The sequence below is a fragment of the uncultured Gilliamella sp. genome, from assembly GCA_945271295.1.
GTDB lineage: Bacteria > Pseudomonadota > Gammaproteobacteria > Enterobacterales > Orbaceae > Gilliamella.
Window position 1 is genome coordinate 46731 of sequence record CALYPG010000010.1, and the last position, 25712, is coordinate 72442.

The following is a 25712-nucleotide window of genomic DNA, read 5'->3' on the forward strand; positions in this document are numbered from 1 at the left end:
ATACAAGTAATAACTGATAATTTTTATCTTATAGAGCAAAAGGATTTAAATATGGCTTCATTAAAGGATGTCGCAAAGTTAGCCTCTGTCTCTTTGATGACAGTTTCTCGCGCTATTAATAATCCGGAAAAGTTAAACAAAGAAACCTATACACGTGTAAAACAGGCTATAGAGCAACTTAATTATGTACCTGACTTATCAGCCAGAAAAATTCGTGGTGATAGTTCAGGGCCGAGAGCAATTGGTGTATTAGCTTTAGAAACAGCAATGACGCCGTTTTCAGTAGAATTATTACAAGCAATAGAAAAGACCGCACAACATCATGGTTGGAATACGTTTATAGTTAATTTATTTGATGATAAAGATCCAGATCATGCCATCAATACATTGCTATCTTATCGTCCTAACGGCATTATTTATACCACGATGGGACTACGAAAAGTTGATCTTCCAGAAAAATTGCTTGAAAAAAATTTAGTATTAGCCAATTGTATTAGCGATTCAGAACAACTAGCTTGCTATATTCCAGATGACTATTTAGGTCAATATCAAGCAATGCAACAAGTGATAAAAAAAGGCTACCAAAAACCATTATGCATCTTTTTATCAGAAAAAACATTAGCAGGCAATACACGTCGTAAGGCTGCTGAACGAGCCTGGCTTGATGCAGGTAACAATTTAAAAGACATGGTTAGTTATCATACACAAACCAACCAACAAAACATTACTCAAGAATATATGTTGACAATTGATATTTTGAAAAAGCATTGTCACAAAAAACCAGATTTTGATGTATTAATTTGTGGTAATGATCGTATTGCTTTTCTTGCCTATCAATATTTACTTGGTCAAGGATTTCATATACCAAAAGACGTCGCCGTATTAGGATACGACAACATGGTCGGAACTGGCGAACTCTTTTATCCACCGCTTTCAACCATACAATTACCGCATTATGAAATTGGTGAACAAGCAGCGTTACACATTATAACCGGTAAAACAAATAAGGAGACAACTTATATTGCATCTCCTTATTTACCAAGAGAATCGTTATAAATCTGATGAAATAAACTCGCCGTCACAAAAGCGGTAACGTGAGATTAAAAATCATTCATAAATCGATTTTAACTGCCAGCCCTCTAATTTTGTAATTTTAGCAAAACCATTTTCAGCAAATAAGTTGACTATACGTTTGGCTGGTAGTTTTGGATAAATACGGCTTGAAAAACTATATAAATTATCATTAACAAATACCTCAACAGAAGATGTATCAACATAAACATGTAACATTAATTTTTTTGTTCTTGGTAGTGGTACACTTCGATAACCTTTTAACTCAACGCCAGAAAGACTGCGATCGAGTACTAATCGATTTGATTGTAAATCAACATATAGCAGTGTTGCTTGTTTACCATCTTTAGTTGCGGCAAGTTGTAAACCAAAACGTTCAGCATCACTTTGGCTTAAATCAAATTCAACTTTTAGCTCACAGTGAACCAATTCAATATTGGTATTTTTTAACTCATTGTTAAGTGATATATCGGTTAATAATATTGGTGTTTCACGAAGTGCTGCTAATTCCTTTATTGGGCGATTACGTACATTATCATTATGATCTAAAATTAATTCACGCGGCAGAGTAAATGAGCCCATCCATTTATCATTTTTACTCGGCATGATTGATTCCCACATATCCATCCAAGCAAACATGATGCGTCTACCATCGGCCGCTAAAAAAGATTGGGGAGCATAAAAATCATGACCAAAATCCATTTCTTGGAAAGGTTTAATAATTGAAAATTGTTGTCCCGGTTGCCAATTACCAACAATATAACCAGATTGAAACAAATTACGGTATTTATAACCTTTGGCTTGCATACCTTGTGGGGAGAACATCAAAATCCATTTATCACCAAGAGGGAAAAAATCTGGACATTCAAGCATATACACATTTGGATCTATATTGCTTACCACTACCTGATCAAATGTCCAATTTTTTAAGTCATCCGATCGATAAAGTAAAATTTGACCAACATCTTGTAAATCACGTTGCCCAACCACCATCCACCATTTACCATCTTGCTGCCACACTTTAGGATCACGAAAATGCATAATACCTTCTTTTGGCGCAACGATAGTACCGTGTTTTTCAAAATGAATACCATCTTTACTAGTTGCAAGGCATTGAGTTTGTCGAATTTGCTCTTGTTTACCTTGACCTTCTAACCAAATATGACCGGTATAAATTAAACATAATTCACCATTATTATCGACTGCCGAACCAGAAAAGCAACCACTCTTATCAAACTCATTACCGGGCGCAATAGCAATAGGCAACCTTCGCCATGTCACTAAATCATCACTAACAACATGCCCCCAATGCATTGGCCCCCAGTTTTCATCATAAGGATGATGTTGATAAAAAGCATGATATTGGCCTTTAAAATAGATCAAACCATTAGGATCATTCATCCAGCCCGCAAGGGGTGATATGTGAAAATGAGGATAATATTGTTTGTTCATTTGTTTTTCTAAATTTTTAACAGCTTGATTTGCATCATTGATAGCAGTAGACATAAAATCACCTCTTTTATCCAGTATTAGATAGTTTGGCTAACATACTACGCCAAATTAACTGTTAACGTTAACTTTTAATAAAAGAATAGCTTAAAAATGTGATGATAATCACACATTTTTAACGTTAACAATGAATTTTTTGCTAAATGATTTAGTCTATGGCTAGTTTTTAAAGTGATTGTTATTAATTATCACGACAAACAGCACAGCAATTATTTTTAACTAATAATCAAAGATTACTAATTTTATAACATTTAGTGCAATCTTTAACTATGCTAAATTAGCAGAACAATTAACTATAATCGAGTAAAAAAATGAATAATACTAAAGTTTGGTCTCTTGGCGATGCGGTGGTTGATTTATTGCCATTTGGTGATATGACTTATCAAGCTTGCGCAGGAGGAGCACCAGCCAATGTTGCCATTGGCGTAGCAAAATTAGGACTACCGTCCGCTTTTATTGGTCGAGTTGGAAATGATCCATTTGGACACTTTATGGAAAAAACCTTTAGCGAATTCCATGTTGATTGTCAAAGCCTTGAAAAAGATGACTATTATAAAACCAGTACGGTTGTGGTCGATTTGGGTAAGAATGGTGAACGTAGTTTTACCTTCCTGGTTTCTCCCTCTGCCGATCAATTTTTATCAAAGCAAGCAATACCTGATTTTAACCAAGATATTCTACATTTTTGTTCTTTAGCCTTAGTTGGGCAAACTTGTAGACAAACATTAAAGACAGCAATTGAAAGTCTTACCGCCAAAAATGGATTGATTAGTTTTGATGTCAATTTGCGTGAGCAAATGTGGGCCGATAAAAATGAAATGCGCATTATAATTAATCAATTTTGCCATGATGCCGATATATTAAAACTTTCGGACGATGAGCTTTTTTGGTTAACTCAATGTAATGATTGGGATAAAGCGCTAGAAAAATTACAACAACATTATCAATCACCATTAACGTTAGTTACCAAAGGTAGTGAGGGCAGTATAGTATTATGGCAGGGGAAAACCTTTTCTTTTGACTCCTATCACGTAAATAGTGTTGATACCACTGGTGCTGGCGATGCTTTTGTTGCTGGTTTATTAAGTAGTATTGCTTCATCTGGTATGCCTGATGATAAGTTAATGTTAGAAAGTATGATGACCATAGCTAGTGCATGCGGTGCTTTAGCCACCACGAAAAAAGGAGCCCTTACTGCGCTACCTGATAGTAGTTTTTTACAGTCTTTTATTAATGATAACCCAACTTTGTCAGCCAAACAGATGAGTTAATATTATGATAGAAAAAGAGAAAATGTTGGCGGGTCTTCTTTATGATCCTTGTACAGATACTTCACTAGCCAATGAACGGCTTTATGCACAAGACCTTTGTTTTCAACTAAATCAACTATCACCATTAGAGGTTGATAAACGTAAGCAATTGTTTGAAACCTTATTGGGTAAAACAGCACAACAATTTACCATTATGTCTGGCTTTCAATGCGATTATGGCTATAACATTGAAATTGGTGAGAACTTTTTTGCTAACTTTAACTGCATCATGTTAGATGCAGCTCGAATTTCATTTGGTGATAATGTGCTTGTTGCACCCAATTGTGGTTTTTATACCTCAGGCCACCCACTTGAGAGTGAGATTCGTAATAGCGGCCTTGAGTTTGCAAAACCAATTACCATCGGTAATAGTGTTTGGATAGGGGGGAATGTAATAGTACTCCCTGGCGTAACAATTGGTGATAATTCGGTGATTGCGGCTGGTAGTATTGTTGATCGAGATATTCCTAGTAATGTTGTAGCATTGGGAAGTCCTTGTCGCGTTTATAAACAACTGCCTAACTCATAAAGTTACATTATTATTATAAAACGCTACACTGTGATCTTGCCCATTCATCAATAGCCAGTACGTCATCAATAGTCGACGGTTCAGGAAAATTAAGTTTATCCAAAACCGTTGACACATTTTTAGCAATATCCATAAAACCAATTTTATTACGTAAAAAAGCATCAACCGCAATTTCATTGGCTGCATTAAGTGCAGTTGTACTTGCTTGTCCTTGTTTTGAAGCTTCAATAGCAAGCTTTAAGCAAGGATAACGATTAAAATCGGGTTCATTAAAGGTTAACGCCGAAATTTTACTGAAATCTAGTGGTGGTACGGTTGATGATACTCGTTCTGGATAAGACATAGCGTAAGCAATCGGCGTACACATATCTGGTACACCCAGTTCTGCCACTACACTACCATCTTGATAACGTACCATTGAGTGAATAATAGATTGCGGATGAATGATAATTTCCATTTCATCAATACTTGCATTAAATAGCCAACGCGCTTCGATATATTCAAGCCCTTTATTCATCATAGTGGCTGAATCTACAGAGATCTTTTTACCCATTGACCAATTAGGATGCGCAATAGCTTGTTCTGGGGTAACCGAAGTCAGCTTAGTTAAATCCAAATCTCGAAATGGTCCACCCGATCCGGTTAAAACAATTTTAGTGATCCCATAATCAGCTAGCTTAACAAAACCTAAATTCTGCTGCACTAAAGCCGGTAAACTCTGGAAAATAGCATTATGTTCACTATCAACTGGCAATAACTGCGCACCATACTGTTTAACCGCTTGCATAAATAAGTTGCCACACGTCACTAATGACTCTTTATTTGCTAATAAAATACGTTTACCCTTATGAATTGCAGCTAGCGTCGGTTTTAAACCAGCAGCCCCTACAATTGCAGCCATTACATAATCGACTTCAGCAAGTTGCGCTAAATCACAAATGGCCTGCTCACCATTCAATACTTCAATATCCAATTTTAGATTAACTAGATTATGCTTAAGTTGTACAGCAGCTTGTTCATTAGCCATTGCCACATATTTGGGCATAAATTCAAGGCATTGGGCAGTCATTTTTGTAACATTGTTACCACCAACTAATGCCAACACATTAAATAAATGTGGATTCTGGCGAATAACCGCTAAGGTACTACAACCAATAGAGCCTGTTGATCCTAAAATTGTGATATTTTTCATATTAATATATGCTTATATTAATAGTTGCTTGATGAGGTATCTGAACCAGATACAATAGCAATGCCAGCACTTGCACCCAACCTTGTAGCACCTGCTTGTATCATTTTTTCAGCAGTTTGACGATCTCGAATTCCACCAGACGCTTTAACACCCATTTTTTCACCTACTGTTTCACGCATCAATTTAACATCTTCAACTGTCGCACCTGATACACTAAAACCAGTTGATGTTTTAACGAACGCTACATCAATTTCTTTACACAGGGTACAAACTTTAACAATCTCTTCTTTAGTTAATAAGCAGGTTTCCAAAATAACTTTTAACGGTACTTCACCGCAGGCTTTAAATACCGCATTAATATCGTTTTTAACTGCATCCCAATCATTACTTTTTAACCAACCGACATTGATCACCATATCAATTTCTTGAGCACCAGCTTTGATAGCCATTTCAGTTTCATAAGCTTTAGCCGAAGTTAACATTGCACCAAGCGGAAAACCAACTACCGAACAAACTTTAACATCACTACCTTTTAATAAGCTAGCAACTAAAGGAACATAGCCTGAATTAACACACACAGAATAAAAATGGTACTCTTTGGCTTCGTTACAGAGTTTTCTAATCTGATCTTCTGTCGCATTCATAGCGAGTAAAGTATGATCAATATACTTAGCATAATTCATAATAATTCCTTAAATTGTATTAAAAATTGAGTGTAGACATCACTCTAAAATGGTAAATAGCATTTATTATAAAACTATTTTATAAATAAAATACAGTAAACAAGCGAAAATAGCCGACAACCTTTAGGGATTGTTTATTTTTTAATTAATGCCTGATTTTATGGTATTGGATCAATACTAAATAGAGTTAAAAACATCATTCTAAGCTTTGATGTTACATATCGTTTTTATGCTAGAATTTTGTTTTATATAAAATGCTGTAATGATTATTACAGAGAATTATTGATGGATTTTGCCCAGTCAAAGCTGGGCTATAAATTAACTCGCTACCAATGAACGTTAGTATTAAAATTCCATTAACTCTTTTTCTTTCTCAGCCAAAGTGGCGTCAAGTTTTTTAATCGCTGCATCCGTTGCTTTTTGAATCAAATCTTGTGCTTTACGTTCATCATCTTCAGAAATTTCTTTATCTTTTAATAACGCTTTGATTTGGTCGTTAGCATCACGACGAATATTACGAATCGATACCCGTCCTTGTTCAGCTTCGTTGCGAACAATTTTAGTTAAATCACGACGACGTTCTTCGGTTAGTGGTGGTAACGGTACTCGAATTACTGTACCAGCTGAAGCCGGATTTAAACCTAAATCAGACGTTAAAATCGCTTTTTCAATAACTGGAGTTAGTGACTTATCAAATACTGTGATAGCTAATGTTCTGGCATCTTCAGCCACCACATTGGCTAATTGACGAAGTGGTGTTGGGCTACCATAGTACTCAACCATAATACCATCTAGTAAACTTGGTGAAGCTCGACCTGTTCTGACTTTAGAAATATGAGTTTGAAACGCTTCGATACTTTTTTCCATGCGCGCTTGCGCTTCTTTTTGAATCTCATTTAACATAATAAAAAACCTTATTTAAAATAAAGAGGGCTAACAACTGACTGTGGCCTGATTATTAATTAATGTCCCTTCTTGCTCGCCTAAAATAACACGACGTAACGCACCTGGTTTATTCATATTGAACACACAAATCGGTAAATTGTGGTCGCGGGCTAAGGTAAATGCGGCTAAGTCCATTACTTTTAATTCATCATCTAACACTTTTTCATAATTTAGTGTTTTATACAGTGTTGCATTTGGATCTTTAACAGGATCAGCTGAGTAAACGCCATCTACTTTGGTTGCTTTTAAAACCACATCAGCTTCAATTTCAATACCACGTAAACAAGCAGCTGAATCAGTAGTGAAAAAAGGATTACCAGTCCCTGCAGAAAGGATAACCACTTTACCATGACGAAGCAAACTAATAGCCTCAGTCCAACGGTAATCATCACATACACCATTTAATGGGATGGCAGACATTAAACGAGCATTAACTTCAATTCGATGCAAAGCATCTCGCATCGCTAGTCCATTCATCACTGTTGCTAGCATTCCCATATGATCGCCAACCACGCGATTCATTCCTGCTTTAGCAAGACCGGCACCACGAAATAAATTCCCCCCCCCGATAACAACTGCAACTTCAATCTTCATTTCGATTAATTCTTTAATTTCTTGAGCCATTCGATCAAGAATCGTTGCATCAATACCAAAACCTTCATCACCTTGCAGTGCTTCACCACTCAGTTTTAGAAGAATACGTTTATAAAAAGGGGTTACCATATGAAGTCTCACTAATTTGTTATTTAATTACCTAAAAAGCTAGGGGACTAGCTATTAATAATTTTAAAATATTTTGTAGATAAACAAAACCGCCTTAACGGCGGTTTTTGTAAAACAATTAAGATTGTTTCGACATCGCTGCTACTTCGGCTGCAAAATCGACTTCGACTTTTTCAATACCTTCACCCACTTCAAAACGGATAAATGTAGCAATTGTCGCTTTCTTTTCTGTTAATAAATCACCCACAGTTTTGCTTGGATCCATTACAAATGGTTGACCTGTTAGTGATACTTCACCAGTGAATTTACGCATACGGCCTTCAACCATTTTTTCAGCTATTTCACGTGGTTTACCTGATTGCATTGCAATATCAATTTGGATTTTACGTTCATGTTCAACCACGTTCGCAGGTACATCACTTGGGTTAACATATTCTGGTTTGCTTGCAGCAATATGCATTGCAATGTGCTTAACTAGTTCATCGTCACAACCACTATTTGCTGCAACTAATACACCAATACGTGCACCATGTTGGTAAAGACCAACTACATCACCAGCGATTTCAGCAACACGACGGATGCTAATATTTTCACCAATTTTAGCTACTAAAGCGGTACGTTCTTCTTCAAATTTTGCTTGTAAAGTAGCCAGATCTTTAATGCGATCATTTAACGCTGTTGTTGCTACTTTTTCGCAGAATGCTAAGAAACCAGCATCTTTCGCAACAAAGTCTGTTTCGCAGTTAATTTCTAAAATCACACCAAACTTTTTATCAGCCGAAATTTTAGAAATAATTACACCTTCAGCAGCAACACGACCTGCTTTTTTAGCTGCTTTTGCTTGACCAGATTTACGCATATTGTCGATAGCAAGATCAATATCACCATTTGCTTCAACTAATGCTTTTTTACATTCCATCATACCTGCGCCGGTTCTTTCACGCAGTTCTTTTACCATAGAAGCGGTAACTTCAGCCATTTTTTAATCCTCTATTTAACCATTGTGATGATTTTCATAACCAGGGGTCGACTGTTACGATCTGACATCGACCCTAAAAATATTTGAGTTATTACTCAGCTGCTGGAGCTTCTTCAACAAAGCTATCTTCAGAAACAGGCGATTGATTTTGTTCACGACCTGAACGAACCGCATCAGCAACTGCATTTGCATATAATTGAATAGCTCGAATTGCATCATCATTACCTGGTACGATGTAATCAATACCATCTGGATCTGAGTTTGTATCAACAACAGCAATGACAGGAATACCTAAATTGTTAGCTTCTTTGATGGCAATATGTTCATGATCTGCACCAATAACAAAAATTACATCGGGTAAGCCACCCATATTTTTAATTCCACCCAAGCTATTTTCTAATTTAACCATTTCGCGAGAACGCATTAATGCTTCTTTTTTGGTTAATTTATCAAATGTACCATCACTAGCCTGTGTTTCTAAATCTTTTAAACGTTTGATTGATTGACGAACAGTTTTCCAGTTAGTCAACATCCCACCTAACCAACGGTGATTAACGTAATATTGTCCACAGCTTTCTGCTGCTTGTTTGATCGCTTCGCTAGCAGCGCGTTTTGTACCAACAAACAAAATTTTGCCTTTACGAGCAGCAATTTTATTTAATTCAGCTAACGCATCGTTGAACATTGGAACTGTTTTTTCAAGATTAATAATATGAACTTTATTACGTGCACCAAAAATAAATGGTTTCATTTTTGGGTTCCAATAACGAGTTTGGTGTCCAAAGTGTACACCTGCTTGTAACATATCGCGCATTGATACTGTAGTCATGATTTCCTCATTTTGACGTTGGGGTTATGCCTCCACATATCCGCTTTAACCGACCTTATTGCAATGAACCAAAGGCACCCCGGAAAAGAGTAATGATATGTGTGTGTTATAACGTTATTTAATAATTAAATTTTATATTACGCTGTTTCAACTATTGAAAAAAATAGTCAAAAGTAGCGCGCGTTTTATACCATATTTTATAAAAGATTACTAGCTTTATTTTTGTTATACACAATGTTAGGTATAAAAAGTTAGTTTGCATCATTGAATTGACAATAGAAGATATTAGTAGATACCCATTAATAATTGGTTGTTTTATACTAAAACATATAGCTAACCTGAAACTTTTTTACAACTTATTTTCTTACCGGGAGTTAATAGCTAACACCATAACAGCTCTGCTAGGTAAACCTACAGAACTGTTATTCTATTTAATTAACTAAATAATTTATGAAATTGTAAACATATCCAATCCCAAATACTGCCTAAAAATCCTGTTTCCTCTACATCCTGAAGTGCAACTAATGATTGTTCATTAATCACTTTATCATCTAGTAAAAACTGTATTTTACCTACGGTTGTACCCTTAGTTATAGGGGCATAAATATAATCATTAGCAGTATATTGAACTTGAACATCAGCAGCACGACCTTTCGGTACAGTAAGATAAGCACCATTAATCACGCCTAAAGGAACTTTATTTGCATCGCCATACCAAATTGATTTGTTAACTAATGGGATACCAGCTTTAATCGGATTAGCTGTTTCAAAAAAACGGAATCCCCAAACTAACAACTTTTTACTTTCTTCTTCACGTCCTTTAAAGGTTCGTCCCCCAAGCACCGCTGAAATTAAACGGGTATTACCATCAACAGCAGAAGCCACTAGGTTATAACCAGCAGCATTAGTATGGCCAGTTTTAATCCCGTCAACATTTAAAGTGGTGTCCCAGAGCAAACCATTACGATTTAATTGGGGTTTAGCTAGTGTATAAGTAAACTCTTTTTCTTTGTAAATTGCATATTCTGTGGGTAAATCACGAATTAAAGCTTGCCCTAAAAATGCCATATCTTTGGCGGTAGTATATTGCCCTGGCGCATCAAGTCCATGTACTGTTTCAAAATGGGTATGCTGTAACCCAATTTTTTTAGCATAATCATTCATCAAATTAACAAAAGCACCTTGGCTACCAGCAACATGCTCTGCCATAGCAATACATGCATCATTACCAGATTGAATAATAATCCCTTTATTAAGATTAGCAACCGATACCGTTTTACCCACTTCCAAAAACATCAATGATGATCCCTTTAAAACCGGATTACCGGTTGCCCACGCATCTTTACTTACCGTAACCAAATCATCATTTTTTATACGCCCAGATTGTAAAGCCTGACCTACCACATAACTGGTCATCATCTTAGTTAAACTAGCAGGATCGCGCTGTTGCTCTGCATTTGATTGCGCTAAAATTTCACCCGATTTAGCATCAATTAAGATATAAGCTGCGGCATCTAATTGCGGTATCGCTGGAGTAGAGAAGGTTATTTCAGCTGATGCAGAAGAACAAATGGTAAATGCGAATATCGCTAAAGAGGATTTAAATTTTATTTTCATTGATTAAAATTCCGTTAAATATTTTTAGTTAACATATATCGATGAGTGTGAATAGACATCATAATGCCAAAACTTGCCATTAAAACAACTAAGGATGAGCCACCATAACTAATTAGCGGTAATGGTACACCAACTACTGGTAAGATGCCACTAACCATGCCAATATTGATAAATACATAAATAAAGAAAACTAAAATAAGACCGCCTGCTAATATTCGTCCAAAAGTAGTATGTGCTTGTGAAGCTATAATCAGTCCGCGCGCAATTAAGCATAAAAATAAAACTAATAATATAATCGAACCAACAAAACCAAACTCTTCAGCAATAACTGAGAAGATAAAATCAGTATGTCGTTCAGGTAAAAATTCTAACTGGGATTGCGTGCCATCACACCAACCTTTACCACCTATACCACCAGAACCTATTGCAATTTTTGATTGTATAATATGGTAACCTGTACGCAGTGGATCGCTTTCAGGATTAAATAACCTTAAAACTCTTTCTCGTTGGTAGGGATACATTAAAAAAAACCACATAAAAGGTAAAAAAGCAGCAATTAAAATTAAAGCAATGACAATAAATCGCCAGTCAATACCTGCTAAAAAAATAATGAAAATTCCAGACATTACAATCAAAATCGCAGTACCTAAATCAGGTTGCATGGCAACAAGTAAAGTTGGCACACCGATAATAGCCAATGTTTGTAAGGTGGTTTTTAAAGGAGGAGGACACCCTTCACGATTAATAAATTTTGCCACCATTAATGGTACTGCAATTTTAGCAATTTCAGAAGGTTGAAAACGTAATACGCCCAAATCTAACCATCGTTGTGCACCTTTACTGGTATAACCAAAAATATCCACTAATAATAAAATAACAATACAAATTATATAAAGAAGAGGTGCCCATTTTTCATAGGTTCTAGGCGAAAACTGAGCAAAAATAATCATGACAAAATAACCAAGCAATATTTGCGCGACACGTCTTTGCATCATATCAATATCTTGACCACTAGCACTCCAAAGTATATAAAGACTATAACTAAGCAATAAAGTAATAAATAGAAAAAAAAGTGGGTCGAGGTGTATTTTATCCCAAAACGATTTCTTTATATTATTCATTATTAATCTTCTTGTCCTGTATTATCTGATGGTGAATCATCTATTTCTGTTGAATTATCACCTAGCAGGTAATAATCTAGTATTTTACGAGCCACAGCACCACCATTTGAACTACCACCACCACCATTTTCTAATACAATAGCTAAAGCAATCTTTGGCTTATCATAAGGTGCATAAGCTACAAATAAAGCATGATCGCGTAGGTGTTCTGGAATTTTATGCGCATTATAAACTTCATCTTGTTTTAAACTATACACCTGCGCTGTACCAGACTTACCTGCCGCTTGATATTTGGCATCGGCATAAATTTTTCTTGCTGTCCCACGCGATCCAAACATAACGCGATGCATACCTTCTTTAGCTATCGCCCAATAACTAGGATTAACATCAATTAAACTATTAGTTTCTTTAAATTGATCTTGTTTAATCGATGGCTGATTTTGATCAGTATTTAAAATATCACTCTTTTTGTAGAGTAAAAAATGTGGGGTATAGGTTTTACCATTATTAATCAAAATGGTTAACGCTTTAGCCATTTGCATTGGTGTTGCCGTCCAATACCCTTGACCAATACCGACAGGAATTGTATCACCTTGTAACCAAGATTTTTTATAGCGTTTTAATTTCCACTCACGACTAGGCATAACGGCTCGTGTTTCTTCGTTAGGCGAGATATCAATGCCGGTTCGTTCACCATAACCAAACTTACTCATCCATAATTTTAAACGATCAATGCCCATATCATAGGCAACTTGATAAAAATAAGTATCAACCGATTCTTCTATCGCTTTTAATACATCTACACGGCCATGTCCCCATTTCAGCCAATCTCGATAGCGCTTCTCCGTTCCCGGTAATTGCCACCATCCCGGATCATTAACTACACTTTTCGGGCTTACCACGCCTTCACTAAGTGCAGCAATAGAAATATACGGTTTAACAGTTGAAGCAGGTGGATAAGCACCTAATAACGCTCGATTGTATAATGGTTTATCAGGATCATTAAGTAATTCACTGTATTTGTTACGAGATATTCCACTAACAAAAGGGTTAGAATCGTAACTCGGACTGGAAACTAATGCTAAAATTTCCCCATTATTAGGATCTATGGCAACTACAGCCGCTTTACGACCAGCAAGTAATTGCTCTATATAAAGTTGTAATTTGAGATTAATCGATAAGTAAATATCTTCACCAGCTTTAGGTGGGTGATGGTTAAGTTGGCGAACAATACGCCCTCGATTATTTACTTCAACTTCTTCATAACCGGGTTTACCATGAAGTACCTCTTCATAATACTTTTCAATCCCCATTTTACCGATATTTGGCGTTGCAATATAATCACTCGCTTTGTTTTCATCCTCTAAACGTTGTTTGTCTTGATTATTAATTTTAGAAATATAACCAATAATATGTGTCAGTGAGGCGCCAAAAGGATAATAACGATGTTGTATACCGACAATTGAAACAAATGGAAAACGATGTTGATCGATAACAAAACGAGCTATTTGTTTATTTGTTAGATTCTCTTTAAGGGGTACCGGGCGATGTGCTTTATAATTACGACGCTCTTTTTGGAAATTTTCAATATCTTCATCAGTTAAATCAACTATATTTTTTAATTCATCGAATTGTTCATTAATATTTTTAATTTTATCAGGAATAATATTAAGCTGATAAGTGATATTATTGATAGCTAATGCGGTACCATTGCGGTCGTAAATCATACCACGACTAGCAGGAACAGGAATTATCTCGATACGATTATTATTGGATTTAGTACTGTAATAACTAAAATTAGAAATTTGGAGATTCGCTAAATTAATAAGTAAAACGATGACCAATAAAATGATCACAACAAAAGAAAACAGAGCTCTACGCATAAACAGATTAGCTTCTGCTGAGTGATCTCGAATTTCGGCTCTATTTTTGTTATGTGCAATAGAGATAATAATACTCCTTTAGATACTTTCTATATGTTATTGCTGATGATTTTGTTGAGCATCCCATTTTTCATAAGCATTGACTATTCTAGCAACTACAGGGTGACGAACCACATCTTCACTATTAAAAAAATTGAAGCTAATTTCATCAACTTGACTTAATACTTCTATGGCATGGCGTAACCCTGATTTTTGCTGACGAGGTAAATCAATCTGAGTAATGTCTCCAGTTATCACGGCTTTAGAATTAAAACCAATACGAGTTAAAAACATCTTCATTTGTTCGATCGTAGTATTTTGGCTTTCATCAAGAATAATAAAGGCATCATTAAGCGTTCGTCCACGCATGTAAGCAAGCGGTGCTACTTCAATCACACTTTTCTCAATAAGTTTTTCGACTTTTTCAAACCCTAGCATCTCAAATAATGCATCATAAAGTGGACGTAAATAAGGATCGACTTTTTGACTTAAATCACCTGGCAAAAATCCCAGTTTCTCTCCAGCTTCAACTGCAGGACGGGTTAAAATAATTCGACGAATTTGCTGTTTTTCAAGAGCATCAACAGCTGCTGCCACAGCTAAATACGTTTTACCGGTTCCGGCCGGACCAATACCAAAACAGATGTCATAATCTAATACGTGAGCAATATATTGCGCTTGATTAGGTGTTCTTGGTTTGATAATGCCTCGTTTAGTTTTAATCATCACTAATTTGCCACCATGATGATCTATATAAGCAGGTAAATGCTCATTGGCTTTTTCAAGGGCACCTGATTCTTTAATCGCTAAATGAATCTGTTCTGGTTCAATTTCAATAATGTTATTTTTGATTTTAGTTTGTTTATACAGTGTTTGTAATATTTCATCTACAGCTTTGACACAGATAACATCACCAGTGATTGAAAATAAATTACCACGATGATTAATTTCGACACCAAGCCGACGTTCAAGTTGTTTTATATTATCGTTATGAGGACCACAAAGACTATTAAGCCTTTGGTTATCAGCTGGTTCAAGTACTGTTTCATGTGTCACTATATTCAAAAAATAATCCTCTAATAATTAATATCAATCACTAAGACGTTGTTCACATAAAGAACATTTTTCAACACCCTTCAAAAAATCCATATTACATTGATGACAAGTAACGATGTTACCAGCGACAATATGGTTAACTGCATTGGTAGATTGTTCCTCATCCAATCCCTGAGATTTTAATTTGTTAACTAGCATTGATATTGGTGTGCCACTTTTTAGTTCTTGTTCTACATAAGAAGCTACTTGATCTTCAAATGTTGGTGGTACATATTCTAAAACTTTTTCATTATATTCAGATTTACAGTGATTGCATTTAATATATCTACCCAAAGTTTGATAACTAAAAATAGGGATAAAAAATAAAGTGAAATATTTAGCAACTTTTACTCCGGTATATCGTTGTTGTTTTACATCACTAGTAATATTTTCGTTCGCACAACATGAAGGACAATTGAACTGTCCTCTTGTTTCATCAACGTGTCGTCCAGAAGTTCCAAATATAATAAACATTTTATTTTCCTTTATTCCATTACATTATTATTTTTACTATTTATATTGATAAAATAGTTAATTTTTTTACTGTCATTGTTTTAAGGTTGATAAATACCTACCCCTAAATCATTTTCTTTACGGGTACGCGATATAACTGACATTGGTGATTCACTAACTCGTAAATCCATGTCTTCTTCGGTACGAACTACTTTGCCTCGTAATGAATTTGGATAGATATCAGTAATTTCAACATCCACAAATTTGCCAATCATATCAAGATGCCCTGCAAAATTAACAATACGATTATTTTCAGTACGACCAGTCAACTCCATAATATCCTTTTTAGATGGACCTTCAACTAAAATACGTTGTACTGTATTTAACATCTGGCGGCTATATTGCATTGCTTGTTGATTAATACGTTCTTGTAGAATATATAAGCGTTGTTTTTTCTCATCTTCTGAGACATTGTCTTCCATCTCGGCAGCGGGTGTACCAGGACGAGCTGAGTAAACGAAGCTATAGCTTAAATCAAAATTAACATCCGCTATTAACTTCATTGTTTGTGCAAAATCTTCCTGTGTTTCACCAGGGAAACCAACGATAAAATCTGAACTTATTTGAATATCTGGACGTACTTTCCGTAATTTGCGAATAATGGATTTATACTCTATTGCAGTATGCGTTCGTTTCATTAAATTTAGTACCCGATCTGAACCACTTTGTACCGGTAAATGTAAAAAATTAACCAGTTCAGGAGTGTCACGATAAACATCAATAATATCATCAGTAAATTCAATTGGGTGACTAGTGGTAAAACGAATACGATCAATCCCATCGATAGCAGCAACTAATCGTAACAATTCAGCAAATGAACAAATATCACCATCAAACGTTGATCCACGGTATGCATTAACATTCTGACCAAGTAAATTAACCTCACGCACGCCCTGCTCAGCCAGTTGAGCTATTTCATAAATAACATCATCACAAGGCCTACTCACTTCTTCACCTCGGGTATAAGGCACAACACAATAGGTACAATATTTATTACACCCTTCCATGATCGATACAAATGCGGTTGGACCTTCACTCCGCGGTTCAGGTAGCCGATCGAATTTTTCTATTTCTGGAAAACTCACATCCACAACATGATTACCGTTACCACTTCTAACTTGTTCAATCATTTCCGGTAAACGATGGAAGGTTTGTGGTCCAAAAATGATATCCACAAAAGGGGCGCGCTTGCGAATGTGAGCACCTTCTTGAGAAGCAACACAGCCACCAACACCAATAATAATATTTGGATTTTGTTGTTTAAGGTTCTTCCAACGACCTAATTGATGAAAGACTTTTTCTTGGGCTTTTTCACGAATAGAACAGGTATTTAGTAATAAAATATCTGCTTCTTCTGCATTTTCTGTTAAAGTTAAACCGTGGGTTGATTCAAGGAGATCGGCCATTTTTGTTGAGTCATACTCATTCATTTGGCAACCCCAAGTTTTGATATGTAGTTTCTTGCTCATCAATAACTCAGCTATATTTAATTGTTAAAATGAAAACGGCTTTAAATCCGCGATTTTAGCGAGCTATATTGTAATCCTTTGTGATTGTAGGGTCTATAATAAAATAAAAAACAGCAAGGTAAACTTGTACTATATTTTTTTACCTTTGTTGCAATTAGCTAGCATCAAATTAAATTATCAATTAACTAATCTATAAATTTTATTGTTAGCGATAAAGTAATATTAAACAGGCCCTATTTAAGGAAGTTTTATTTATAAAACGACGTTAATATGACATTAAAACTAAATTAGTTATCTATTGAAAAAACAACTAATTATGAGAATCATTCTTTTTAACATCTTAATATTTTATGTTATTATTTGCGTTTAATTTAGTTAACCAATAAAGAATTTAGGTATGTCAAAAACATTTAGCCCAACAAAACGCCTATTGATTAAAGGTATCCTTGCTACTTGTTTATTGTCTGTTACTCGAGTTGGCTTTGCTGTAACAATGGCGCAAGTTATTGCTGTTCGAGTTTGGCCATCTTCAACCTATACTAGAATCACATTAGAATCAAACATTGGTCTTAATTATAAACGTTCTTCACTAAAAAACCCTGAACGAATAGTTATTGATATTAATAATGTGAACTTAAATACTATTTTAAAAACAATTCCCTCGAAAGTACTCAATCATGATCCTTATATAAAATCAATACGTGTACTACAGCTAGATCCTAAAACAGTTAGGATAATGATTGAATTAAAACAAGGTGTTGAACCTAATATTTTTACACTATCTCCGATTGCCGAATTTAAACATCGGTTAGTGATTGATTTATACCCGTCTAAATCTACTTCTATGGATGATGATCCGTTATTGACTTTATTGGAAGAATATAAAAAAGGCGATCTCAATAAAAAACAAGCTGCAATTAAAACACCAACTAATAAAAAAAAGAATGCACCAATTATTATTATGTTAGATCCAGGTCATGGCGGTGAAGATCCCGGTGCTATCGGTTATAAAAAAACGCGAGAAAAAGATATTGTTTTACAAATTGCGCGGCGAACCTACAATTTACTTAAAAAAGAACCCCAAATAAAAGTTTATATGACCCGTAATGAAGATATATTTATTCCATTAAGAGTACGGGTAGCTAAAGCACGATCTTTACATGCTGATCTGTTTATTTCGATTCATGCTGATGCCTTCACCAATCGATCTGTAAAAGGATCATCGGTTTTTTCATTATCTACTCGAGGAGCAAGTAGTTCTGCTGCCAGTTATTTAGCTCAAACACAAAATAAAGCCGACCAAATAGGTGGCGTAAGTAAGAGTGGAGATAAATATTTAGATAATACGATTTTGGATTTAGTGCAAAAAACAACGCTGAGTAATGGTGTATTACTAGGTAATGCTATTTTAAATAAAATGAAAGGTGTTAATCAGCTACATAAACCATCGATAGAAAAAGCGGGTTTTGCCGTTCTAAAAGCACCCGATATCCCGTCAGTACTAGTCGAAACAGCCTTTATTAGTAATATTGGTGAAGAACAAAAATTAAAGACTGTTTCGTTTCAAAATAAGGTAGCTAAAGCCATTGTTGATGGTATCAAAGATTACCTGAAAAAACGTAAAAACTAATATTGTAAAGATGTTTCAGGTTAACTATACGTTTGAGTATAAAATCACTGAATAATAAGCAAACATCTTTGTGCATTAGATCCAGGAATGGTTAAGTTTATATTTTGTTTAAGGCTAAACCCTTCAGGAATTGGATCGAGATCATTTGCTTTTAAAGCATAAAATGATCCTTGCTGATCGGGTAAATGTTTACACCAACTGAGCATATCTTGTAGGGAAGCAAAAGCCCTGCTAATCACACCATCAAACTGCTTTTGCCTATACTCCTCAATACGACTTTGCACAGGATTTATATTGGTTAATTTTAATTCAAACTGAACCTGCTTTAAAAAGCGGATCCGCTTACCTAAGCTATCAACCAGATCAAATTGTTTATCAGGATTAATAATAGCCAGAGGGATGCCTGGTAAACCAGGGCCCGTTCCCACATCAATAAAAGTTTTACCGGTTAGATAAGGGGAGACGACTAAACTATCCATTATATGTTTCACTAACATTTCATTGGGATCGCGAACCGCAGTTAAGTTATAAGCCTTGTTCCATTTATCAAGCATGGTAATATAATGAACAAGTTGATCTTTTTGTTGATCTGAGATCTTAAGATCAGTTTGATCAATTAAATTAGTGAGTTTCTTTTTTAACATAATTTTTCTTTTTTAAATAAACCAGTAGCATCGAAATAGCGGCTGGAGTTATACCTGATATCCGTGAAGCTTGACCGATTGAAACTGGTTTATGTTGTTTCAATTTAGCCACAACCTCATTAGACAAACCAGAAATTTCTGCATAATCGATATTTGCTGGAATTAATGTTTCTTCATTACGTTTTTGGCGTTCAATTTCTTCAATTTGAAGCTTGATATAACCATCATACTTAACTTGAATTTCAACTTGCTCTGCGGCTTGTTCATCAGTTAAACCAGGTGCAAATAGTGATAGTGATTTCAAGGTTTGATAATTCATTTCCGGGCGTTTAAGTAGCTCTTCACCATTAGCTTCTTTGGTCAAATTAGCCGTTAATACCGCATTAATTTCGTCAATAGATTGAATATGTGGGTGAACCCAAATATCTCGTAACCGTGCTCTTTCTTGTTCTATTGCTTCGAACTTCTCATTAAATCGTTGCCAACGGTAATCATCAACCATACCAAGATTGCGGCCAATTTCAGTCAAGCGAATATCAGCATTGTCTTCACGTAACATCAAACGATATTCAGCACGAGAAGTGAACATTCGATAAGGTTCATTAGTACCAAGCGTACAAAGATCATCAACTAACACCCCTAAATAAGCCTGATCACGTGTTGGATACCATTGATCTTGTTCATAAACAAAGCGAGCTGCGTTAAGGCCGGCAAGCATACCTTGAGCTGCTGCTTCTTCATAACCCGTAGTACCGTTGATCTGTCCTGCTAAAAATAGACCTTTTATCACTTTGCTCTCAAGTGTTGGTTTAAGATCCCGCGGATCAAAATAATCATATTCGATCGCATAACCCGGTCTTACAATATTGGCATTTTCAAGTCCTTTCATACTACGTACAAAAGCTAGTTGAGTATCAAATGGTAAACTCGTTGAGATCCCATTTGGATAAATTTCGTTACTATCTAACCCTTCTGGCTCCAAATAGATCTGATGAGAATTACGATCTGCAAAGCGCATGATCTTGTCTTCAATAGATGGGCAATATCTTGGTCCAACCCCTTCAATTACGCCAGTGTACATTGGGCTACGATCTAAATTGTTACGAATGATCTCATGTGTTTTTTCATTAGTATTGGTAATATAACAAGGGATCTGTTTTGGGTGTTCACTTGCTTTACCTAAAAACGAAAATACCGGCATAGGATCGTCACCATATTGTGTACCTAATTGTGAAAAATCAATCGATCTAGCATCAATGCGTGGCGGTGTACCTGTTTTTAATCGTCCCATTCTAAATGGATATTGGTGTAAAGCTTTAGATAATCCTATAGAGGCAGGATCGCCTGTACGCCCACCACTATAATTATCAAGTCCGATATGGATCTTGCCGTCTAAAAAAGTACCGGTAGTTAGTACTACCGCTTTAGCTTTAAACGATACTCCCATTTGGGTAACGACGCCTTTGATCTGATCGTTTTCGATGATCACATCTTCAACTGCTTGCTGAAATAACATCAAATTTTCTTGGTTTTCAAGTGCGGTTCTAACAGCTTTACGATATAAAGATCGATCGGCTTGGGCACGGGTCGCTCTAACCGCTGGTCCTTTGCTACTGTTTAAGATCCTAAACTGGATCCCAGCAAGATCGATCGCGTGTGCCATTAATCCTCCCATGGCGTCGATCTCTTTGACCAAGTGGCCTTTGCCGATCCCGCCAATCGCTGGATTACATGACATTTGTCCTAATGTGTTGATATTGTGGGTTAAAAGTAATGTTTTTCTTCCCATTCTTGCTGATGCCATTGCTGCTTCTGTGCCTGCGTGACCGCCACCGACAATGATGACATCAAAAAGATCTGGATAAAACATAGAAATCCTCGTTATTGTTTGGCATATAGATGATCGTTATTTTAGCTATTTTGATCTGCTTTTAGTTAGCGTAATGAATTTTACTCATCTTTTCGGTTACGTCAAATGATCTATTTTGATCGCCAGTTAAATTAAATAAGATCTTTTATATGATCTTTTTATTTTTATAGTTATTAGTCAGGATCGTTTTTGTTGATAACTGGTTTTTATGGTTATTATTTATTGAGTTATTGATCTTCTAAACCTGTTAATTGATCCGATCTTTTTTGAGTGGATCTTGTTTATAATTATCTTAGTTATCCACATATGATCTAGATTTTAAGGTTATTAATATGCTTATAACAGCTTATTAGCTACTTTTATAACAGAGTTATCCACAAAAATAAAGTTTGATCGCTTAATATTTGAGCTGTTTTAGTTGTATTTTGAGCTTACTTATTCCATTATTTCTCTACTTTTAGTTGGGTTATTTTTTGTTTTTGATTGAAGGTTTTTCTTTTCTATAAAAGTGATTGATTTTTGTAAAAGCAAATTTATACTTAACATGCTTATTTTTTTATTGTGAGGTTATTTTATTACTCTTTCACAGTTACCTTTGCCTTTTTTATTTCCTGATAGTGAAACATTTAATAGTTTTTATGTCGGTGATAATCAATTATTGCTTGATTCGTTACGCGCCTTGTTAGATAAGGAAGGTTTTAAAGTTTTCTATATGTGGTCTGTTAGTGCTGCAGGTAGAACTCATTTATTACATGCATCGTGTCAAAATAAATTAGCTAGTTATATTCCATTAAAAAAACACAATTATTTAGTACCTGATATTTTACAGGGGTTAGATAACTATGATTTGGTTTGTTTGGATGATATTGATGCTATAGCTGGTCAACGTAATTGGGAAGAGGCTATTTTTGATTTATTTAATCGTTTGACTGAAAAAAATATTAGTAAATTATTAATAACTGCTAGTGCACCTCCTAAGCAGGTTTCTTTTGTTTTACCTGATTTAGTATCGAGGTTAACTTGGGGGCAGGTTTATCAATTAAAAGAACTAAGTGATGATGATAAGCTTAAAGCTTTACAATTAAGAGCACAGTTAAGTGGTTTTCAATTGTCAACTGAAGTGGGATTGTTTTTATTAAAACGTGTTAATCGAGATATGCGCACATTATTTTCTTTATTGGAAAAATTTGAAGTAGCAACTTTAACTCAACAACGCAAATTAACTATTCCTTTTATTAAACATATTATGGATTTGTAAAATGAGTAAAAAACCAGAAGCGATAGTTTTTTTTGACCTTGATGGAACGTTATTTAATCACCAAATAGATGTATTGCCAAGTTCACTTGAAGCTATAGCAAAGTTAAAAAAAAATAATATTATTCCTGTAATTGCAACCGGCCGATCACCTTGTGAGGTTGCTGATTTGATGAATAAAACACAGATTGATTCTATAATTGGTATGAATGGTCAAGCTGTTATATATGAAGGTGAGATAGTTTTCACTAATAATATTGATAAAGATTTAATAACGCGGATTTATCAATTTTCTAAGCAGCAAATGAATATACCTTTATCTTTTTATAATCATGAAATGATACGTGTTTCTGAGCATTCAAAACCAGCAGAGACTTTTTATCATCATCTTAAACAACACGTCCCACCGGTTGATGATCAAGTCTATTTAAAACAATCTATACAAATGTTGTTGTTACTATGTGAAGAAGGTGAATCGGGTTATCGTGATGTTTTTCCTGAATTAACTTTTATTCGTAACACACCTTATTGTGTTGATGTTTTTAATCATGGTGGGTCTAAAGGTTATGGTATTACTCAATTATTACAAGGAAAAGGTTTTACTAATGTACCAACTTACGCTTTTGGGGATGGCATGAATGATTTTGAAATGTTTCAACTAGTTGATCATCCAATAGCAATGGCAAATGCTGTTGATAAATTAAAAGAGCAAGCTGAATTTATTACTGATACAAATAATAATGATGGAATAGCTAAAGCATTACATAAATTTGGATTAATTTAGACTATATTTATCTAGAACAAGATTAGAACTCAATAAAATAATCATATCAAATTATAAGGATATAAAAATAATGTCATTAATAATGCCTATAGTTATATCAAAACGTTGGTTCTTTAATACAGTAATTGTATTAGTAATAGCATTAAATATTTTTTCTGTTCAAGCTGATGATAAAAATACCGTTCAATTTGTTTCAAAAATAAATAAAATCATTGAATCTGAACCCATTTTTCGACGAATGCTTAATGGTCAACTTGAACATGAATTAGCCGATAGACTCTTTTTTTCAGATAAAATACCATGTGGTGGAAAATACCAAGCTATTAACGCTAGATCTGTAGGTTTATCTCAGGATGAATATTATAACTCATTTTGGTCTAGTTTATTACCTGCTATACAAAATGAAGAATATTTACTGATTACTTCTGAAGCCTGCGATACAAATAAAAACATACATTTTATTACCAATATTCAAGTTTGTAATGCGGATATTTGTGACAAAAAATATCTCCCTGCCAATGATATTATGTGGATAACTGATTATGAAAATAATTATTATCCTACAATAAAAAAAGATGCTGATTATTTTATTAAGCTTCCTTTAGTATTCGATGAAAATAAAAAATTATGGAAGATAGAAGGATGGTACTTCAAAGATAAAGAAGAAAAACAGCTTGATAAACCAGTATTAGCTTTTGAAGGTTATACTAGCACTGATCTTATGCAGAAGTTTGATAATATAAAATTTAACAACCTTTTAACGTATTATTATCTTTCTGGAAATAAATTGAAAGAGGTACCTTATAATAATAACGGTGAAATTGATGGAATATTTATAAGTTATTATAACTCTTCTGATAATAACATTTTAGAGAAAGTACCTTTTAAAAATAATAAAAAAGAAGGCCAAGCAACAATTTATAATGTAAATGGCACCATTGAAGCACAACCAAAGTTTTATCAAGATAAAAATATTGATGGTCCTTGCCTTCATTATTTTGCAAATGGTCAATTGTCTCGACAGCATACTTATTTGAATGGTCATTATGAAGGCGACTATATTGATTATTTTCAAAATGGCCAGATTTCAGAGAAATCAACTTATCGTAATGGGAAGAAAGTGGGTGTATCTGAACAATTTTATAAAACAGGTAAACCTTATTCTTTTACTCACTATGATGATGAAGGGCGTTTACATGGTGAATATGCCAGTTTTGATAAAAACGGTTTTAAAGAAACTAATTATATTTATGAACATGGAAAAACTAAAGAACGCAATAATTGGAAAAATGGTATAAAAACAGAAGAAAGTTTTTTTTATATTGATGATAATAAGCAGGAGTTCGATGGGGTACATCGTGTTTGGTATGACAATGGTCAACTTAAATATATAGAGAACTACAATAAAGGAATCAAAGAAGGATTATTTCAAAATTGGTATCCTAATGGCAAATTGGAATTAGAAGAAGTTTATAAAAATAATAAATTAATCAGTTCTATTCAATGGAATAAAGATGGGATTAAAAAATCTGAAGAATTTTATAATTCAGATGGATTAAAAGAAGGCGAGTGGAAGACATGGTACGATAATGGTCAACTAGAAGATATCTATACATACAAAGATAATAAAGTTGATGGGCTTATTCAGCGTTGGTATCAAAATGGACAATTGCGACAAGAAGCATTTTATAAACAAGGGAAAAATGAAGGTGTTGCAAAAATCTGGTATGAAAATGGTAAGCTAGCTAGTGAAAAAAATTATAAAGATAATGTCTTATCTGGTTCTTATACTAATTGGAACGAAGATGGGCAGATTGAAACAATAGCAGAATATGATCAAGGTAATTTGATATCGCAAATATTCTATCGTTACAATGAAAATAACCAAAAAATAGCTGAGGTTAGAAAAAAATATCTTGGTGATAAGACTGTTATTGAAAAAATTATTTTTGATGAAAAAGGTAATATCGTCAGTCAAACAACTGAATAAATCCACATAGAATAATTTGATATTATTAAAGA

At 34.6% G+C, this 25712-nt stretch carries 22 protein-coding genes; 7 read left to right on the plus strand and 15 right to left on the minus strand.

The window, feature by feature from the left end:
* The first annotated feature begins 51 nt into the window (after window positions 1–51).
* A complete protein-coding gene (locus Q0K76_RS06905) occupies window positions 52–1056 on the plus strand; it encodes a LacI family DNA-binding transcriptional regulator (RefSeq protein ID WP_294613421.1) in 1005 nt (334 codons plus the stop codon).
* 51 nt (window positions 1057–1107) lie between these two features.
* On the opposite strand, the gene Q0K76_RS06910 is transcribed toward Q0K76_RS06905, so the two are convergent.
* Window positions 1108–2577: a sucrose-6-phosphate hydrolase gene (locus Q0K76_RS06910; RefSeq protein ID WP_294613424.1), complete on the minus strand. Its 1470-nt coding sequence runs from the start codon at window positions 2575–2577 to the stop codon at window positions 1108–1110.
* 314 nt (window positions 2578–2891) lie between these two features.
* On the opposite strand from Q0K76_RS06910, the gene Q0K76_RS06915 reads away from it, so the two are divergent.
* Together Q0K76_RS06915 and Q0K76_RS06920 are read left to right on the plus strand one after the other, a co-directional pair.
* Complete coding sequence (locus tag Q0K76_RS06915; RefSeq protein ID WP_294613427.1) at window positions 2892–3851, plus strand: aminoimidazole riboside kinase; 960 nt, start codon at window positions 2892–2894, stop codon at window positions 3849–3851.
* A gap of 4 nt (window positions 3852–3855) precedes the next feature.
* On the plus strand, window positions 3856–4419 hold the full coding sequence (locus tag Q0K76_RS06920) for a sugar O-acetyltransferase (protein ID WP_294613429.1): 564 nt from the start codon (window positions 3856–3858) through the stop codon (window positions 4417–4419).
* Window positions 4420–4432: 13 nt separating this feature from the next.
* Here Q0K76_RS06920 and ispC read toward each other — a convergent pair whose 3' ends face one another.
* The 12 genes from ispC to miaB all read right to left on the minus strand — a co-directional run bounded on the left by ispC (window position 4433) and on the right by miaB (window position 17507).
* On the minus strand, window positions 4433–5611 hold the full coding sequence (gene ispC, locus Q0K76_RS06925; protein WP_294613432.1) for a 1-deoxy-D-xylulose-5-phosphate reductoisomerase: 1179 nt from the start codon (window positions 5609–5611) through the stop codon (window positions 4433–4435).
* Between the two features lie 17 nt (window positions 5612–5628).
* Window positions 5629–6294: a deoxyribose-phosphate aldolase gene (gene deoC / locus Q0K76_RS06930; RefSeq protein ID WP_294613434.1), complete on the minus strand. Its 666-nt coding sequence runs from the start codon at window positions 6292–6294 to the stop codon at window positions 5629–5631.
* Between the two features lie 345 nt (window positions 6295–6639).
* A complete protein-coding gene (gene frr / locus Q0K76_RS06935; RefSeq protein WP_363322419.1) occupies window positions 6640–7197 on the minus strand; it encodes a ribosome recycling factor in 558 nt (185 codons plus the stop codon).
* 30 nt (window positions 7198–7227) lie between these two features.
* Complete coding sequence (pyrH, locus tag Q0K76_RS06940) at window positions 7228–7962, minus strand: UMP kinase (protein ID WP_294613438.1); 735 nt, start codon at window positions 7960–7962, stop codon at window positions 7228–7230.
* 118 nt (window positions 7963–8080) lie between these two features.
* Window positions 8081–8941, minus strand: a complete 861-nt coding sequence (tsf, locus tag Q0K76_RS06945; protein WP_294613441.1) for a translation elongation factor Ts — start codon at window positions 8939–8941, stop codon at window positions 8081–8083.
* A 91-nt stretch (window positions 8942–9032) separates the two neighbouring features.
* Entirely contained in the window at window positions 9033–9770 is a 738-nt protein-coding gene (rpsB, locus tag Q0K76_RS06950) for a 30S ribosomal protein S2 (RefSeq protein ID WP_294613444.1), read from the minus strand.
* 435 nt (window positions 9771–10205) lie between these two features.
* On the minus strand, window positions 10206–11387 hold the full coding sequence (locus tag Q0K76_RS06955; protein ID WP_294613446.1) for a serine hydrolase: 1182 nt from the start codon (window positions 11385–11387) through the stop codon (window positions 10206–10208).
* Window positions 11388–11401: 14 nt separating this feature from the next.
* The gene (gene mrdB, locus Q0K76_RS06960; RefSeq protein WP_294613448.1) at window positions 11402–12508 is read right to left on the minus strand and encodes a peptidoglycan glycosyltransferase MrdB; all 1107 of its coding nucleotides are present in this window, start codon (window positions 12506–12508) and stop codon (window positions 11402–11404) included.
* Between the two features lie 2 nt (window positions 12509–12510).
* The gene (gene mrdA / locus Q0K76_RS06965) at window positions 12511–14391 is read right to left on the minus strand and encodes a penicillin-binding protein 2 (protein ID WP_294613450.1); all 1881 of its coding nucleotides are present in this window, start codon (window positions 14389–14391) and stop codon (window positions 12511–12513) included.
* A gap of 96 nt (window positions 14392–14487) precedes the next feature.
* Entirely contained in the window at window positions 14488–15495 is a 1008-nt protein-coding gene (locus Q0K76_RS06970; RefSeq protein ID WP_363322420.1) for a PhoH family protein, read from the minus strand.
* Between the two features lie 24 nt (window positions 15496–15519).
* Window positions 15520–15999 carry a hypothetical protein gene (locus Q0K76_RS06975; RefSeq protein WP_294613453.1) on the minus strand — a complete coding sequence of 160 codons (480 nt, stop codon included), beginning with the start codon at window positions 15997–15999 and terminating at the stop codon, window positions 15520–15522.
* 80 nt (window positions 16000–16079) lie between these two features.
* Window positions 16080–17507, minus strand: a complete 1428-nt coding sequence (gene miaB / locus Q0K76_RS06980) for a tRNA (N6-isopentenyl adenosine(37)-C2)-methylthiotransferase MiaB (RefSeq protein WP_294613456.1) — start codon at window positions 17505–17507, stop codon at window positions 16080–16082.
* Window positions 17508–17904: 397 nt separating this feature from the next.
* Between miaB and Q0K76_RS06985 the strand changes: the two genes are divergently transcribed.
* The gene (locus tag Q0K76_RS06985) at window positions 17905–19137 is read left to right on the plus strand and encodes an N-acetylmuramoyl-L-alanine amidase (protein ID WP_294613459.1); all 1233 of its coding nucleotides are present in this window, start codon (window positions 17905–17907) and stop codon (window positions 19135–19137) included.
* A 44-nt stretch (window positions 19138–19181) separates the two neighbouring features.
* Here the strand turns inward: Q0K76_RS06985 and rsmG are convergent, their stop codons facing one another.
* Together rsmG and mnmG are read right to left on the minus strand one after the other, a co-directional pair.
* Window positions 19182–19781, minus strand: a complete 600-nt coding sequence (rsmG, locus tag Q0K76_RS06990) for a 16S rRNA (guanine(527)-N(7))-methyltransferase RsmG (RefSeq protein WP_294613462.1) — start codon at window positions 19779–19781, stop codon at window positions 19182–19184.
* Window positions 19759–21651 (minus strand): tRNA uridine-5-carboxymethylaminomethyl(34) synthesis enzyme MnmG, encoded by a 1893-nt coding sequence (mnmG, locus tag Q0K76_RS06995; RefSeq protein WP_294613465.1) that lies wholly within the window; start codon window positions 21649–21651, stop codon window positions 19759–19761. Before mnmG ends, rsmG begins: the two co-directional genes overlap by 23 nt.
* 574 nt (window positions 21652–22225) lie before the next feature.
* Between mnmG and hda the strand changes: the two genes are divergently transcribed.
* From hda to Q0K76_RS07010, 3 genes are all read left to right on the plus strand, one after another.
* The gene (gene hda / locus Q0K76_RS07000; protein WP_363322425.1) at window positions 22226–22909 is read left to right on the plus strand and encodes a DnaA inactivator Hda; all 684 of its coding nucleotides are present in this window, start codon (window positions 22226–22228) and stop codon (window positions 22907–22909) included.
* A 1-nt stretch (window position 22910) separates the two neighbouring features.
* Window positions 22911–23690, plus strand: coding sequence for a Cof-type HAD-IIB family hydrolase (locus Q0K76_RS07005; protein ID WP_294613471.1), 780 nt, complete (start codon window positions 22911–22913; stop codon window positions 23688–23690).
* 70 nt (window positions 23691–23760) lie between these two features.
* The gene (locus Q0K76_RS07010) at window positions 23761–25680 is read left to right on the plus strand and encodes a toxin-antitoxin system YwqK family antitoxin (protein ID WP_294613474.1); all 1920 of its coding nucleotides are present in this window, start codon (window positions 23761–23763) and stop codon (window positions 25678–25680) included.
* Window positions 25681–25712: the final 32 nt, after the last annotated feature.